This is a genomic window from Azospirillum picis (assembly GCF_017876115.1).
Taxonomy (GTDB): Bacteria; Pseudomonadota; Alphaproteobacteria; order Azospirillales; family Azospirillaceae; genus Azospirillum; species Azospirillum picis.
The window spans coordinates 15,962-31,049 of sequence record NZ_JAGINO010000004.1 but is presented as its reverse complement, the minus strand read 5'-3'; the positions used below and the strand labels follow the sequence as shown (position 1 = coordinate 31,049).

The following is a 15,088-nucleotide window of genomic DNA, read 5'->3' as shown; positions in this document are numbered from 1 at the left end:
AGCCGCCATCTGCGGCCCGTGCAACCTGGTGCTGCGACGGCCGGGGCGCTGCACATTCCAGATAGCCCGCCAAGACCTGTGATCAATTTCGGCGCAGGTCCGGATTGAAGACAAGGTCCTTCGGCCGCCTTTCCGCCCCACACGGTGAAGCTCGGCCAAGGAACGCCGTGTTTCCGTGCTTCGGCGCCAGCCATCCTGATCCAGCCGTGCTGCTTTCGGGATACCCCTTTTGGCGGGACGGTTGCTATTTGTTGCTATTCGCGGATTTACCTATCACTAGCAATTATGGTGTTGATTGGCTGCTTGGTTAGCCCTTGTGTACAGGTTGATCGTATTGCAGCCCGCATCTCCCTCGTCCATCCGCCAGACTCCGTCGGCCCATGCCGCCCGCGACCGGGATGCCGAACGCGCCGGACGCCGGCTGCTGTCCGGCATGCTGGGACCGCGCCGCGATCGCCTCATGCTGGTGCTGGCCTCCTTCGCCCTGAACGTCTTCGGCCTTGCCCTGCCGGTCACCCTGCTGCACGTCTACGACCGGATCCTGCCCAACGAATCCTATGGCACGATGCTGCTTCTCGGCATCGGCTGCGGCGCTGCGGCGGTGATGGAAGCGATCCTGCGGGTCGCACGGTCGGCCCTGACGACCTGGATGGGCGCGCGCATCGAGCACCAGTCCAGCGCCACGCTGATCGACCGCCTGATGCACATGCCGCTGAACTCGTTTTCCCAGCAGGGCATCGGCACCCATTTCGAGGTCTATCGCTCCATCAAGGTCGTGCGGGAGTTCTACGCCGGCCAAGCGCTCCAGTCGGCGATCGACATCCCCTTCGCCGCCCTCTACCTCGGCCTGATCGCGCTGCTCGCCGGCTGGCTGGTCGTGATCCCGCTCGCGGTGCTCGTGCTGTTCCTGATCGTCGGCGCATTCCTCGGCAAGCGGATGCGCCGCGCGCTGGAGAGCCGCCACACGCTGGAAGAGCGGCGGCTGAACTTCATCAGCGAAGTGCTGGGCGGCGTGCACACCGTCAAGGGCCTCGGCGCGGAAGGCGGGCTGCTGCGGCGGCACGAGCGCCTGCAGCAGGGATGCAGCGAGGAGGATTACAACGTCGCCCGGCTGAGCGGCACCACCTCGACGGTCGCGACCACGCTGGCTCAGGCGGCCATGATGCTGGTGGTCATCGTCGGCAGCGTGTCGGTGATCGACGGGGTGATGACGACGGGCGTGCTGACCGCCTGCTCGATGCTGGCCGGCCGCTGCGTCCAGCCGGTGCAGGCGCTGTTCGACCGCTGGGTGCGCTACCAGTCGGTGTCGCTGTCCCTGCGCCGCATCGGCCATGTCCTGCTCGAGGTCGGGGCGGGCGACGCCGCCCCCGCGGACACCCCAGCAGGCGGCCCGACCGCCACGCGCCAGGGCGATGGCGCCGTCGGCGAGCCGCTGGCCTGCGGTTCGATCGAGATGGACAATGTCCGGTTCGCCTACGACGGCGGGCCGAACATCCTGAACGACCTGTCCCTCAGCGTCGGCCCCGGTGAGTTTCTCGGCGTGCTGGCGACCAACGCCTCCGGCAAGACGACGCTCCTGCGCCTGATCCTGGGTGTCCTGCGCCCCACCGCAGGCCATGTCAGGGTCGGGGTACGGACGGCGGCCGAAGGCCGGGCGGCAGCCGACGCCGACGCGATGACGGGCATCGGCGGCGTCGTCTATGTCGGCGAGCACCCGGAGCTCTTCAAAGGAACCATCCTGCAGAACCTGACGCTGTTCGACCCCAGCCGTGCCGACCTGGCAATGGAGGTCTGCCGGCGGTTCGGATTGGATCGGCGCATCGCGAGCCTGCCGCAGGGTTACGAGACCATCGTGGGCGATGCTTCGCAGGAAGCGCTGCCGCGCGGCGCGCGCCAGATGATCTGCCTGGCCCGCGCGCTGGTCCGGGAACCCGCGGTCCTGCTGCTGGACGAGCCCAACTCGTCGCTGGATGCGGAATCCGATGCGGTGTTCCGGCGTGCGCTGGAGGATCTGCGCGGAAGCGTCACCGTCCTGCTCGTCACCAGCCGCCCGTCTCACATGGCGCTCGCCGACCGGGTCGTGCAGATCGTCGACGGCCGCGTGGTCGGCCGTGCCGAACCCGGGGCCGACGGTTCCATCCCGCAGCCGGTCCTGGTCGCGTCCGGTATCGCCGGCGAGTCCGCGAAGGCGGCCCCCGGCGCCGAGCCCCTGCAAGCCGCGCACGACGACAGCGACGCCCAGCGCCGCCGCCTTTCGGAAACCTCGGCCGTCGGCGCCTGCATGGTGGCGCTGCTCGACGGCCTGGGCTGGCGCGGCGCGCCCCAGACGCTGGCCGAAGCGCTGCCCCACTTCTCGGAGGTCCAGACCGTCGAGGAGCTGTGCGACGTCCTGCAGCGCCTGCATTTCGAGGGGCGCCGCACCCGCATCGACCTGGCCCGCCCGGACCCGGCCCTGCTGCCCTGCCTGTTCCAGGGGCGTGACGGTGCCGTCCACACCCTGCTTTCGATCGAGGGCGAGGGCGAAGGCAATGGCGTCATCGCCTTCAGCGGCCAGACCCGCGGCACCGTGACGCTGACCGCCGGCAAGGGCACCGCCTATGTCTTCACCCCGCTGGAGACGACGAGCGGCGCCGGGTCGCAGGGATGGGTCGCCACGGTCGTCCATGGCTTCCTGCCGCTGCTGTGGGCGGTGCTGGGGCTCAGCGCCGTGATCAACGTGCTGTCCATCGCCACCCCGCTCTTCACCATGGCGATCTACGACAAGGTGATCGCCACCGGGTCGATCGACACGCTGGTGACCATCACCGTGGGCGCGCTGCTGGTGGTCGGGGGCGATTTCGCCCTGCGCCAGATCCGTGGCCGCGCGCTGGCGCATGCCGGGTCGCGCATCGCCCGCACGGTCAGCAACGCCACCATCGACCGCATCCTGATGCTGCCGGTCGGCATGAGCGAGCGCGCCAACATCGGCACCCAGATCGCCCGGGTGAAGGACCTGGAGTCGATCCGCGACTTCATCAGCCAGGGACAGGTCGCCGCGCTGTTCGACGTTCCCTTCGCCCTGTTCTATTTGGCGGTGATGGCGATGCTGGGCGGTCCGCTGGCGCTGGTGCCGCTGGGGGCGGTGGTGGTGACCGCCGCCATCGGCGCGGCGGTCCATCCGCTGGTCCGCGCCCGTACCAGCTCCACCGCCAGGGCCGACACCGAGCGGCAGGAATTCTTCGTCGAGATGGTCGCCAAGATGCCGGCGCTGCGCGAGGTCGGTGGGCTGGCGCACTGGCGCGACCGCTACGACCGGCTGTCCGCCCGCACCGCGCGGTCCGGCCACAGCGCCGCCAACCTGTCGGCCACCCACGCGTCGCTGGCCGGGCTGGTGGTGCCGATCGCCGGCCTCGCCACCGTCGGCGTCGGTGCGCTCCAGGTCTTCGCCGGCGCGATGACGCCGGGTGCGCTGATGGCATCGATGATGCTGCTGTGGCGGGTGATGGTGCCGCTGCAGACCGCCGTGTCGATGCTGCCCCGGATCGAGCAGCTCCGCGCCAACGCCCGCCAGATCAACGGCCTGATGAGCATGCGGCCGGAGCGCGAGCCGCGCTGCGCGACCCTGCAGCCCCGCCGGCTGAAGGGGGAGGTTTCCTTCTCCCGCGTGTCGCTGCGCTATCGCAACGATGCCGACCCGGCGCTGGTCGGCGTCTCCTTCTCGGTGAAGCCTGGACAGACGGTCGCCATCGTCGGCCCCGACGGGGCCGGGAAATCCTCGCTGCTGAAGGTGATGCTGGGCCTCTACGCGCCGCAGGCGGGCAATGTCCGCATCGACGGCGTCGACATCCGGCAGATGGACCCCATCGACCTGCGCAAGTCGATCGGCTACGTGCCGCAGGCCAGCAGCCTGTTCTACGGCACCGTCGCGCAGAACCTGCGCTTCGCCGACCAGACGGCCGACGATGCCGAGTTGCGCTGGGCGCTGTCGCTGGCCGGTGCGCTCGACGAGGTGGAGGCGCTGTCGGACGGGCTGAACACACGCATCGGCGACAACCAGTCGGTCCGGCTGTCCCCCAGTCTGACCCAGAAGATCTGCCTGGCCCGCGCCTACATCCGCCGCCCGCGCATCCTGCTTCTGGACGAGCCGGCGAGCCGGCTGGATTTCGACGGCGACAAGGCCCTGCAGGCGGCCCTGGCCGCCCTGCGCGGACACAGCACCATCTTCCTGGTCACCCATCGCCCGAGCCACCTGACCCTGGCCGACACGGTGCTGACCATGGAAGCCGGCATGATCGCCCCCGCCAAGCCCGCCGGCGGCCTGCCCGGTCCGCGCCCGGCCGGCCCCGGCGGTGGTGGGCCGGGACCCGCTGCCGCCAACGGCATTGCCGGGGCGCTGCTGGGCGGCGCGTCGCTCCAGCGCCCGGTCGGCCTCGCCTCGACCCCGCCCCGCTGACCTTCCTCCTGAAATCGTGTGATCCGCGCCATGGCTGCTTCCGACCTCGCCCGCCCGACCGGCAAATCGCTCAACGCCGACGACGCCATGCTGTCGCTGGTGCGCGCCACCATCCTCGTGCTGGTGCTGCTGCTGGCGGCACTGCTGGCCTGGGCAACCCTGATGCCGGTCAAGGAGGCCGTCGTCACCGCCGGCCAAGTGGCCCCGTCCGGCAACGCCCAGGTCGTCCAGCATCTGGAAGGCGGCATCGTCTCGGAGATCCTGGTCAAGGACAGCGACCTTGTGGAGGCCGGGCAGCCGCTTGTGGTCTTCGACGCCAAGCAGGTGAAGGCCGAACTGGAGCAGATGAACGCACGCCTGCTGACGCTCGACCTGCGGGCGGAGCGGCTGCGCGCCTTCGCCGCCGGCCGGGCACCGGATTTCGCCCGTTTCGCCGGTGCCGACCCGACGCAGGTCGCCGACCAGCGCCTGATCTTCGAAACCCAGCGCCAGGCGCGCGACACCGCCACCGCCGTCCTCCGCGCCCAGGTGTCGCAGCGCGAGGCCGAACTGGCCCTGTACGAGGGGCAGCTCGCCAGCATCAAGGACCAGATCGCCCTGATCACCGGCTCCGTCGACATCCGCACCAAGCTGGAATCGATGGGCCTGTCCTCCAAGCTGCAGTCGCTGGAGACCCAGCGCGAGCAGTCCCGCCTGCTGGGCGAGCAGCGACGGATCGAGGGGCAGATCATTGCCACTCGGCAGGCGATCACCGAGGCCGGCAACCGCATCCTGGACCAGACGGCCAAGCTGGCGCAGGACGCCATCACCGAGATGGGCACCGTCACCGCCGAGATCGCGCAACTCCGCGAGGCGAAGGCCAAGCTGGACGACCGGGCACAGCGCCTGACCGTGCTGTCGCCGGTGCGCGGGCTGGTGCAGGACCTGCGGGTGAACACGGTCGGTGCGGTGGTTCCCGAAGGCGGCGTCCTGATGCAGGTCGTCCCGGTCGACCATGCGATGACCGTCGAGGCCCATGTCACCCCGCGCGACGTCGGCCAACTCCACATCGGGCTCGGCGCGACCGTGAAGGTGCTGACCTATGATTTCGCCCGCTACGGCGCCATTCCGGGCAAGCTGCAGCGCATCTCCGCCTCCACCTTCCTCGACGAGCAGCATCGCCCCTACTACAAGGCGATCATCGAGCTGGAGCGCAATCACGTGGGACAGGACGACACCCAGCATCCGGTGCTGCCGGGCATGACCACGCAGGTGGAAATGACCACCGGCGAGCGGTCGCTGCTCGACTACCTGCTGAAGCCGATCTACTTCGCGCTGTCGGACAGCTTCACCGAGCGCTGATCATCGCGCACTGGGAGACAAGGCGGTGGATGGCATGGTGGGGGACGGCAAGGCGGGACGGCGTGCCGCGGTCAGTTTGCGCCGAGAGACCGGGCGACGCCGGCAAACTCCTCGGCCAGCCAGCCCTCGCGCCGGATCAGATGATCCATCAGGTGCTTGAGCGCCGTCTGGTAGGCCATCGCGCGGTCGCCGTCCGACAGGCCGCTCCCGGCGATACCGGCGAGGAAATCATCCATGACCTGCTTGGCTTTGGATGAAGCGGGTTCAGTCATCGGGAAAGGCAACCTGGAAGCCGGAATGGAGGTGGTGTTCATCTTTGCCCCTTGGGCCGGGACGCGCGCAGCGCTCCCGATGATGCGCGCCACCAGCTGCGGAGGTGAAGGTCGATTTAGCGCTTAAATGAAACGAATTTATGCATAATTCGACAAGCCCGAGCGCCGGACGGCCCGCTGCGCCGGCCGATGCCCGGTCCGTTTCGACAGATTCCGTTACCATATATCGGTGGCAATAAATGCTGCTGCTGATTAAGAATGACCTTGCGATACCAGCGCCTGTGACAACCCCAGGGCCTGAGAAAGCAATGGCGGCTCTCCCCATCCGCAGCATTCCTCTCCAGGCCGGCGACATCGATCCGGCCGTCAGCAGCCTGGAGAAGGTCAAGGCGATTCTGGCTCCCCTCGACCGGGCGCAGAAATCCAAGCTCTTCGAGCTGGTGCAGGCCGGCCACCTGGAGGACGACCAGATGACGGTGGAGGTCGGCCGCCTCATCGTCGCTATGCTGAACGGCCCGCGGACGGAGCATGCGCGCCGCATCTGGACCGGCTGGTTCGACCCGGTGATGCTGCGCACCGACGCGCTGATGCTGGCGGAGGCACGGCCACCGGGCTGCATGCACGTGGTCGATGCCAGCGCCTGGTGGTTCGCGCTGCTGCCACACCTTCGCGAACTGGCCGGCCGCGTCCAGAGCGATGTCGCCGGGCGGGCCAGCGAGCATCCGCTGGACGCGGTCCTCGCCTCCTCGGCGGCGGCCGATTGGGCGGAGGAGTTGCGCATCCGCTCGCTGGAGGTGCTGCGCCAGCGCGGTGCCGCCGGCCCGCTGCTGGCGACGGCCAATGCCGAACGGGCCACGCTGCTGCGCAAGCGCGGGCTTGCAGGGGTGATCCCGCTGTCGATGGCCGACCTGACGGTGTTGGACGCCATGCTTGAGCATGCCCCCTTGTGGAAGGGTGCGGTGCGTCCGCGCGACACCATCGCTACCCTGCACACCGTTTCCGGCATGGTCGAGCGCGGCGGGCTTCCCGATGGCGGCCTGCTCTACGCCCTGTCGCTGATCAACGCCTCGCGTGATCCGGACCAGGCGCTCGCCCTGTTCGGCCTGCTGCCGAGCGCCCCCTTGGCCGACGCCGCCGTCGCCCATGTCCAGTTCGCCTGGCAATGCCTCCGGCAGAAGCTGGAGAGCCTTCATCTCGGTCGCCCGGCACCGCCGCAGCTTACCGCCGGAGAGGCGGTGGACCGGCTGCTGGAGCGGGCCTTCCGCTGGTACGACGCACTGCAGGGCTTCGGCATCGAGCGCGGCAGCCGCAACTGGGCGGTGGCCTCGGCGGCGGTCGGGCGGGTCACCGGCTTGGTCGAGGCCGAAGTGGTGCCGGTGCTGAGCCACCGCCTGCTGACGCTCAACACCGCGACCTCGGCGGTGCCGCTGATCGACGCCGTCCGCTTCATCAACGGCTTCAACCACCGACTGCGCCGGCGCGGCATCGCCGCCTCCTCGAACCCCTGGCTGCCGGCCATCGGCGATCATCTGGCCGGCCTGTTCCGCCAGACCGGCGTGTACGGCCGTGACGATGCCTTGACGGGTATGGCGCGGCTGTGCGAGCTGGCGGAGGAGGCCGGTTATCCGCTCGAAGTGACGGCCATCGACAAGACCCTGCTGGCGATCGTCGAGCATGCCCTGCGCGACGGGCGCGAGCTGGACGCCGGCGAGAGCCGGCTGATCGAACGCGTGGTCACCGTCGCGACCGAAGAACGCCGCAAATGCCGCTGGTGGGTATCGGGCGAACTGCTGGGCCTGCTGGATGCCGCACAGCAACGCGGTATCGGTCCGTCCTCCGGCAAGGCGGACGCCGCCGCCGGTTGAACACGCCCGGACCGGGGCGCCTTGGCCAAGCTATCCGGACCGAACCGACCGGTCGTCCCATCCGCCCGTCGTCCGCCGGCTGGCAATGCGATCCGCGCGGTACCATGCCGCCACCATGCCGGGGAGCCCGAATGCAAGAACGCCCCGCTCCTTTCGGAACGGGACGTTCAGTGTCTTGGTTACGGGGGCAGGATTTGGCCTTTACCGAACGCCCGCTCGGCGTCGATGAACGGATGGAGCCATCCGGTTCCCGAAAACGACTTGGGAAAACAGACATCCACCTTAAATGGATCGGTGATCCGCGTTTCTCGTCATTCGTCCCGGCCGGGACGAGACCATCTCAGTCGGATCGGAACCGGTAGGACACCGGAAGCGTCTTCAACCCGCTGACAAAAAGCCGATTCGACGAAGGTCGGTGAGCCGGCCGCCCCGGATCGCCTGCGCCGCGGTGCCGATAGCGTCCAGCCCCGATCCGCAAAGCCGATTGACGGCCGAGTTGGAGACGCCGACCGCGTCCGGACAACACTGGTCAGGCGGCAGCGATGCGGTATTGCGAGCGGTCGATGGTCGGTGCCCGCCGTGCGACGATGTCCGCCATCAGCTTGCCGGTGGCCGGTGCCGCGATCATCCCATAATGGCCGTGCCCGGTGGCGACATAGAGTCCGCGACAGGACGGCACCTCGTCGATGATCGGGACGCTGCGCGGCACGGAAGGCCGGAAGCCCATCCAGAGCCGGCCCGGCTCGATGTCGTCCTTGGGAAACAGCGCGCGGGCATGAGCGATGAGGGCCTTTGCCCGCTCCATCTTCGGCGGGGCGTCCAGACCAGCGATTTCGACGGTACCGCCGACCCGCAATCCTTCCAGCATGGGGGTCACGCCGAAGCCCTTGTCGGGATAGAGCAGGGGCATGGCGATGTCGAAGGGCGCCTTGACGTTGACGTGATAGCCGCGCTCCGTTTCCAGTGGGATGCGGCAGCCGACCTGTTCCAGCACGCGGTTGGAGAAGGCGCCGGCGGCGACGACGACGTGTGGCGCCGAATGGTTGTCGGTGGATGTCATCAGCGTGGCGCCGCCATCCGCATTGGGCAGGAGCGTCATGACCCGCTCGGCCCGGATCGCTCCGCCGGCTTCGACGAAGATGCGCGCCAGCGTCTCGGTCAGGGCGGCCGGGCTGACGATGTGGCCGTTCCGCGGGAAATAGATGCCCCGCGAGATCGCCGGAGAGAGCTGGGGGATGAGTTCGCGGCACTCGTCGCCGGTCAGATCCTGGGATGGAATGCCGAACTCCGACCTCAGCGCACCGACGAGTTGCTGGGATGGACTGACCACCGGGGTGTCCCAGACCTGCATGGACCCTTTGGTACGGATCAGCCGCGAAAACTCGCTTTCCCCCAGCAAGTCCCGGTAGAAGTCGATCGAGCGGCTGTTGAGAGCCCGCAATGCCTGCGAGGCCACCTGCACGCTCGAACGGCTGCTGGCCTTCAACCAGCGCATCAGCCACGGAAGCGACCTGGGCAGATAGGAAGGCCGCAGCGCCAGCGGCCCGATCGGGTTCATCAGCCATCCCGGCACGTTCCAGATCATGCCCGGCATGGCCATCGGGGAAAAGGAATCGACCGAGAGCATGCCGCCGTTGCCGAACGACGCTCCCGTGCCCGGTTTCATGCCGTCGAGGATCAGGGTGCGGTGGCCGCTCTTGAGGCAATTGAGACCAACGCACAGGCCGACGATGCCGGCTCCGATCACAATGACATCCGGTTTCTCAGTGGTCACCACATCACCTCACAGCTCCCGTCGGGAGCACCAGGACGAGTTTGGAACGGCGGGTTGCCACGCCGCTCCCTTCTTTGGACCCGCCGCCGTCCATGGCGGCGGGTGATACGGGCGAGACCGCGCCCTGGACGGATGGCGGCCGACAGGCCGCCGGTCCTCAGTGCAGCCGCTTGTGAGCCGTCTCGCGCAGCCCAAGGATGACGAGGCCGCTCAGCACGGCGCTGCCGATGACGAAATAGACCGGCGAGATCGGGTTTCCGGTTTGGTTGATCAGCCAGGTGGCGATGAAGGGTGCGAACCCGCCGAAGGTTGCGGCGGCGAGGCTGTAGCCGATGGACATCCAGGTGGAGCGGATGCGCGTCGGGAAAATCTCCGCGATCGCCGCGGGACCGGGGCCGGAGAAGGTCGCGATCGCGACCGCGAAGAAGATTTGCAGCGCGAGCACCAGGGCGAAGGACGGGGCCGCGATCATGTAGGAAAAGATCGGATAGGTCAGGAACGCGAAGGCACCGCAGCAGGTCAGCAGCAGCGGCTTGCGGCCGATGCTGTCGGAAAGCCGGCCCATGAGTGGCACGGCCAGGACCAGGGCGACGAGGCCGGCGGAATTCGACCAGAGCGCCTCGGCACGCGATAGCTGCAGATACTTGATGCTGAAGGTCGGCATGTAGGACAGGAAGATGTAATAGATGGCGTTCCAGGCCACGGCGAAGCCGAAGGCCTTGGCCGCCAGGACGGCCGGGCTGTCGAAGCCGGCGTCCGGCTCGACGGCGTTCGTCTGCGCTTCCTTGAAGGCCGGCGTCTCGTCGATGTTGCGGCGCATGTACAGGCCGACTGGACCGAGAATGCCGCCGAGCAGGAACGGAATTCGCCAGCCCCAGCTTTCCAGCGTTTCCACGCTCATGATCGAGCTGAACAGCGCCGCGATGGCGGATCCCAGAAGCAGGCCCGCAGCGACCGAGCATTGCTGGAAGCTGCCGAAAAATCCCCGCCGGTTGGGAGCCGCCCATTCCACGATGAAGGCGGTGGCCCCGCCCCATTCGCCGCCCGCCGAGAAGCCCTGCAGGATGCGGGCGAGCACGACCAGCACGGTCGCTGCGACGCCGATGGAGTCGTAGGAGGGGATGAGGCCGAGCAGCACCGTGCTGCCCGCCATCAGGAACATGGTGATGAGAAGGGCGAACTTGCGCCCGTAGACGTCGCCGATCCGGCCGATGATGATGCCGCCGAGCGGCCGGGCCGCGAACCCGATGCCGAAGGTCGCAAAGGCCGACAACAGCGCCGTGATCTCGTCGGTCGCGGAGAAGAACTGCTTCGCGATGATCGTCGCGAAGTAGCCGTAGACCGCGAAGTCATACCATTCCAGAACGTTCCCCATCACCGCCGCGACCAAGGCGCGCCGGCGGGTGCCGGCATCGAGCCGGGGCTGGACCGATGCCATGGCTCCGTCCTGCCGGCCGGTCACCACCTCGCTTTGCACAGACATGTCTTGCCTCTCCGTCCTGTTCATCCGTTCGCATTTTTGCTTTGTTCTTATTGCCGACGCTGGTGGCGGCCGGCTTACGCACCGATACCGTGATGCACCTTGCCGTACTGCTCCTTGGCGGAGCCTTCGCTGATCTTGCCGTTGCGGACGTCCTCGCCGACCTTGGCGGCCTCGCGTTGGTCCGGGGCGCCGTAGCCGCCGCCGCCGGCGGTCTCGACGACCAGCCGATCACCGGCCTTGAGTTGCGTCATCAGCTTGGACCGGATGACCTCGACCGTGCCGTCGGCGCGGTGGATGGTCGACCGTGCCAATGCGCCGTCCCCGCCGCCCTGGCTGCCCTTGGCGGGAGTGAGGTGGCGCTCGCCGCGATGGGTCAGGACGGCCTCGCCTTCGAGGACCTCGTATTCCCGCACCGTGCCGAGCCCGCCGCGGAACCGCCCGGCACCGCCGGAATCCCGCCGGACCCGCACCTGCCGGACGCGGATCGGCGCTTCGAGTTCGAGCGCCTCGACGGGCAGGTTCATGCAGTTGGTCGCGTCGGTCTCGATGACATCGACGCCGTCTCCCAACGCGCTGGCACCGCTGCCGCCGGCGATCAGGTCGCCGACGACGTAGCGCGTGCCATCGCCACGGGCGCCGCCGAACGACACGAACAGCAACTCGCCGCCGGAATCCGCCGGCACCTTCTCGGGCAGCACGTCCTTGAAGCAGGCGAGGATGGCACCGGTGATCCGCTTGATGGTCGCGGTGCGGGCGTTGACCGGGGCCGGCTCCTTCGGGTTGACGATCGAGCCTTCCGGCAGGACCAGCCGGATCGGCCGGAAACAGCCGCCGTTCGTCGGGATGCGCGGGTCGGTCAGGGTGCGGATGGCAAAGCCGGCCGCCGCCAGGGCGCCGGACGGCACGCAGTTGAAAGGACCCTTCACCTGCTTGCTGGAGCCGGTGAAGTCGCAGATGAACTCGCCGTCCTTCAGCGTGACCGTCACCTCGATCCTGACCGGCGTGTCGAGGTCGATGCCGTCGTTGTCGAGATAGTCGGTGTAGCGGTAGACGCCGGGGGGAACGCGCCGCAGGGCCTGGCGGGTCATCTCCTCCGACCGGTCGAGCAGCACGTCGAAGACGGTCTGCATGTCGAGCTTCGGATAGGCGTCGCACAGGTCGAGGACCCGCCGGGCGCCGACCGTGCAGGCCGCGATCTGGGCGTTGAGATCGCCCATGAAGATCTCGGGCACCCGCACATTGCGCAGCAGCACCTGGATGAGGGTATCGTTCAGCGTGCCCCCGTCGCGCAGACGCAGGGGCGGAATGCGGATGCCTTCCTGGAAGATCTCGGTCGCATCGGTCGGCACCGATCCCGGCGACTTCCCGCCGACATCCTGGTGGTGCGTCATGGCGGCGCTGAAGCCGACGATCTCGTCGCCCCGGAACACCGGATAGGCGAGCGCCAGGTCCGGCAGGTGGGTGCCGCCGAGATAGGGGTCGTTCATGATGAAGATGTCGCCCGGCCGGATGCTGTCGATCGGGAAGACGTCCAGGAACTTCTTCATGATCGGGGCGAGCGTCACCAGATGGATCGGGATCGCGATCGCCTGAGCCAGCGACTCTCCACGGACGGTGAAGAGGCATGCCGAGGCGTCGAGCCCTTCCTTGACGATCGACGAGAAGGAGCTGCGCAGAAGCGTGCTCTGCATCTCGTTGGCGATGCCGTCCAGCTTGTTGCGGACGACTTCCAGCGTGATGGCGTCCGGCGTGTCGTGCTGCGCGGTCATGCGTCTGCTCCTGCGTTGCGCTCGATCGACAGGACCCCGCCCTGGATGACCCGGGCGGTCCATCCGCGATCGATGACGGTCGTGGTGTCGGCCTGCTCGACGATCGCCGGACCATGGATTTTCGCGCCCGGGGCCAACGCCGTCCTTTGGTAGATCGGGGTGTCCACGGCCTCGCCCGTCGTGGCGAACCGGACGCGCCGGATCGCGCCTGCAGTCGCAGCACCGTCGCGGGCCGCGGCGAAGATCAGGTCGCTGTCGGTCTTGGCTTCGTGAATGGCGTGGACATTCGCGATCTTCAGCGCTCCCGCCGTCGCATAGCCGAAGATACGGTCGTGCAGTTCCAGGAAGTCGCCGCGGAGCCGGTCGAAGCAGCCGGCCCCCGGATGCAGCGGCACTTCGATGTGGTGGGACTGACCGACGTAGCAGACATCGGCGGTGTAGCGGACGGACGGCGGATGGGGCAGATCGCCCTCGTGGCTCATCAGGTCGGCGCAGCGCCGGTCGAGACCGGACAGGGCCTGCGCGACCTCCTCGACCGAGAGGTCGTCCAGCCGCTTCTGGATGGCGACCGATGCGGCATGCTCCACCGGCGCGCACAGATGGCCGATGGCGGCCAGGACGCCCGGATGCTGGGGGACGATGATCCGGTCGATGCCGAGATCCTGCGCCAGCGCCGTGGCGTGCAGCGCACCGGCGCCACCGAGCGGAACCAGGACGAAGTTGCGCGGATCGAGCCCCTGCTTGATGGACACCAGCCGGATGCCTTCGGACATCTGGGCGTTCACCACCTTGTGGATGCCCGCCGCGGCCTCTTCGACGCTCAGTCCCAGAGGCCGGGCGATGGTGCGCTCGATGACCTCGGCGGCCTTGCCGGGATCGAGCTTCAGCCGTCCGCCGGCGAAATAGTCGGGGTTGAGATAGCCAAGGACGATGGAGGCGTCGGTCACCGTCGCGCGCACGCCACCCCGGCCGTAACAGGCGGGCCCGGGATCGGAACCGGCGGATTCCGGACCGACCCGCAGGCCACCGCCGCCGTCGATCCAGGCGATGCTGCCGCCGCCGGCACCGATGGCGTTGACGTCCACCATGCCGGTGCGCACGGGGAAACCGTCGATCAGCCCTTCGGCCCGCAGGATCGGCTTGCCGCGGCTGATCAGCGCGATGTCGGAACTCGTCCCGCCGACGTCCACGGTGATCAGGTTCTCGCAATCGACCGAAACGCCGGCCATCCGGCCGCCGATCACGCCGCCGGCGGGACCGGACAGGAACAGGTTTACCGGCCGCATCCGGGCGATCTCGGCCGCCGCGACGCCGCCCCGGGACTGCATGATCTGCAGCGGAGCCGTGACGCCGGCCGCCTTCAGGTTGTTTTCCAGGCGCGTGAGATAGCCGTTGATAACCGGCTTGATGTAGGCGTCGAACGCCGTGACGACGGTCCGCTCATATTCGCGGAAGGCCGGGTTGACGTCGCTGGAGAGCGAGACCGGAAGATCCGGATAGAGTTCGCGGGCGATGGCCGCGACCTCACGCTCATGGGCATCGTTCAGGAAGGAGAAGAGAAAACAGACCGCAAGCCCCTCGATCCTTTCGGAGTCCACCAGATCGACGATGGCTGCGCGGACCTGCTGCGGGTCGAGGGGACGGACGACCTCGCCCTTGGCGCCGATGCGTTCGTCGATCTCGCGGCGCTGGCGCCCCGGCGCCAGGAAGATGGGAGTTTCCGGTGTCAGCGCGATGCCGTAGGTGTCGTGGCGAAGCTGGCGCCCGATCTCGATGACGTCGGAGAAGCCGGCGGTGGTCAGAAGACCGATCCTGGCGCCCTTGCGCTCCAGAACCGCGTTGGTCGCCACCGTCGTGCCGTGGATGAAGCGGGCGATGCGGTCCGGTTGGATTCCCCATTCACGCTGCATGTGCGGCAGGGCCGCCAAGACCGCCTCGCTGGGATCCTTCGGCGTGCTCGGAATCTTGACAACGCGGAGCGGCTGCCCCGGCTCATGGCACACGACGTCGGTGAAGGTGCCGCCGGTATCGACGCCGATTTCAATGTTCCGTCTCACAATGCCTCCGATTGCGTCTCATGTCTGCCTGTCACTGAGCGGCGCGCGCTTGGTTTTGACCGGGACCACGATGATCGACCGGTCGACACGCCATT

Annotated in this window: 8 protein-coding genes; 3 read left to right on the top strand and 5 right to left on the bottom strand. The window is 68.2% G+C overall.

Annotation, left to right across the window (positions count from 1 at the left end; genetic code table 11):
• The first annotated feature begins 334 nt into the window (after positions 1-334).
• Together J2850_RS07465 and J2850_RS07460 are read left to right on the top strand one after the other, a co-directional pair.
• Positions 335-4,432 carry a peptidase domain-containing ABC transporter gene (locus tag J2850_RS07465; RefSeq protein ID WP_246512887.1) on the top strand — a complete coding sequence of 1,366 codons (4,098 nt, stop codon included), beginning with the start codon at positions 335-337 and terminating at the stop codon, positions 4,430-4,432.
• Between the two features lie 30 nt (positions 4,433-4,462).
• Positions 4,463-5,773, top strand: coding sequence for an HlyD family type I secretion periplasmic adaptor subunit (locus J2850_RS07460; protein WP_209980264.1), 1,311 nt, complete (start codon positions 4,463-4,465; stop codon positions 5,771-5,773).
• Positions 5,774-5,844: 71 nt separating this feature from the next.
• Here J2850_RS07460 and J2850_RS07455 read toward each other — a convergent pair whose 3' ends face one another.
• The gene (locus J2850_RS07455) at positions 5,845-6,087 is read right to left on the bottom strand and encodes a hypothetical protein (protein ID WP_246512886.1); all 243 of its coding nucleotides are present in this window, start codon (positions 6,085-6,087) and stop codon (positions 5,845-5,847) included.
• Between the two features lie 266 nt (positions 6,088-6,353).
• Between J2850_RS07455 and J2850_RS07450 the strand changes: the two genes are divergently transcribed.
• Positions 6,354-7,910, top strand: a complete 1,557-nt coding sequence (locus tag J2850_RS07450) for a hypothetical protein (protein WP_246512885.1) — start codon at positions 6,354-6,356, stop codon at positions 7,908-7,910.
• Positions 7,911-8,439: 529 nt separating this feature from the next.
• Here the strand turns inward: J2850_RS07450 and J2850_RS07445 are convergent.
• The 4 genes from J2850_RS07445 to J2850_RS07430 all read right to left on the bottom strand — a co-directional run bounded on the left by J2850_RS07445 (position 8,440) and on the right by J2850_RS07430 (position 14,993).
• Positions 8,440-9,684, bottom strand: a complete 1,245-nt coding sequence (locus J2850_RS07445; RefSeq protein ID WP_209980263.1) for an NAD(P)/FAD-dependent oxidoreductase — start codon at positions 9,682-9,684, stop codon at positions 8,440-8,442.
• A gap of 157 nt (positions 9,685-9,841) precedes the next feature.
• Complete coding sequence (locus tag J2850_RS07440) at positions 9,842-11,167, bottom strand: MFS transporter (protein ID WP_246512884.1); 1,326 nt, start codon at positions 11,165-11,167, stop codon at positions 9,842-9,844.
• Between the two features lie 74 nt (positions 11,168-11,241).
• Positions 11,242-12,936 (bottom strand): hydantoinase B/oxoprolinase family protein, encoded by a 1,695-nt coding sequence (locus J2850_RS07435; RefSeq protein WP_209980262.1) that lies wholly within the window; start codon positions 12,934-12,936, stop codon positions 11,242-11,244.
• Positions 12,933-14,993 (bottom strand): hydantoinase/oxoprolinase family protein, encoded by a 2,061-nt coding sequence (locus J2850_RS07430; protein ID WP_209980261.1) that lies wholly within the window; start codon positions 14,991-14,993, stop codon positions 12,933-12,935. The genes J2850_RS07435 and J2850_RS07430 overlap by 4 nt, the downstream gene beginning before the upstream one ends.
• Positions 14,994-15,088 lie beyond the last annotated feature (95 nt).

Coding starts and splice junctions, on each gene's coding strand:
- J2850_RS07440 (WP_246512884.1), bottom strand. CDS start 11,167: ATGTCTGTGCAAAGCGAGGTGGTGACCGGCCGGCAGGACGGAGCCATG.
- J2850_RS07450 (WP_246512885.1), top strand. CDS start 6,354: ATGGCGGCTCTCCCCATCCGCAGCATTCCTCTCCAGGCCGGCGACATC.
- J2850_RS07455 (WP_246512886.1), bottom strand. CDS start 6,087: ATGAACACCACCTCCATTCCGGCTTCCAGGTTGCCTTTCCCGATGACT.
- J2850_RS07460 (WP_209980264.1), top strand. CDS start 4,463: ATGGCTGCTTCCGACCTCGCCCGCCCGACCGGCAAATCGCTCAACGCC.
- J2850_RS07435 (WP_209980262.1), bottom strand. CDS start 12,936: ATGACCGCGCAGCACGACACGCCGGACGCCATCACGCTGGAAGTCGTC.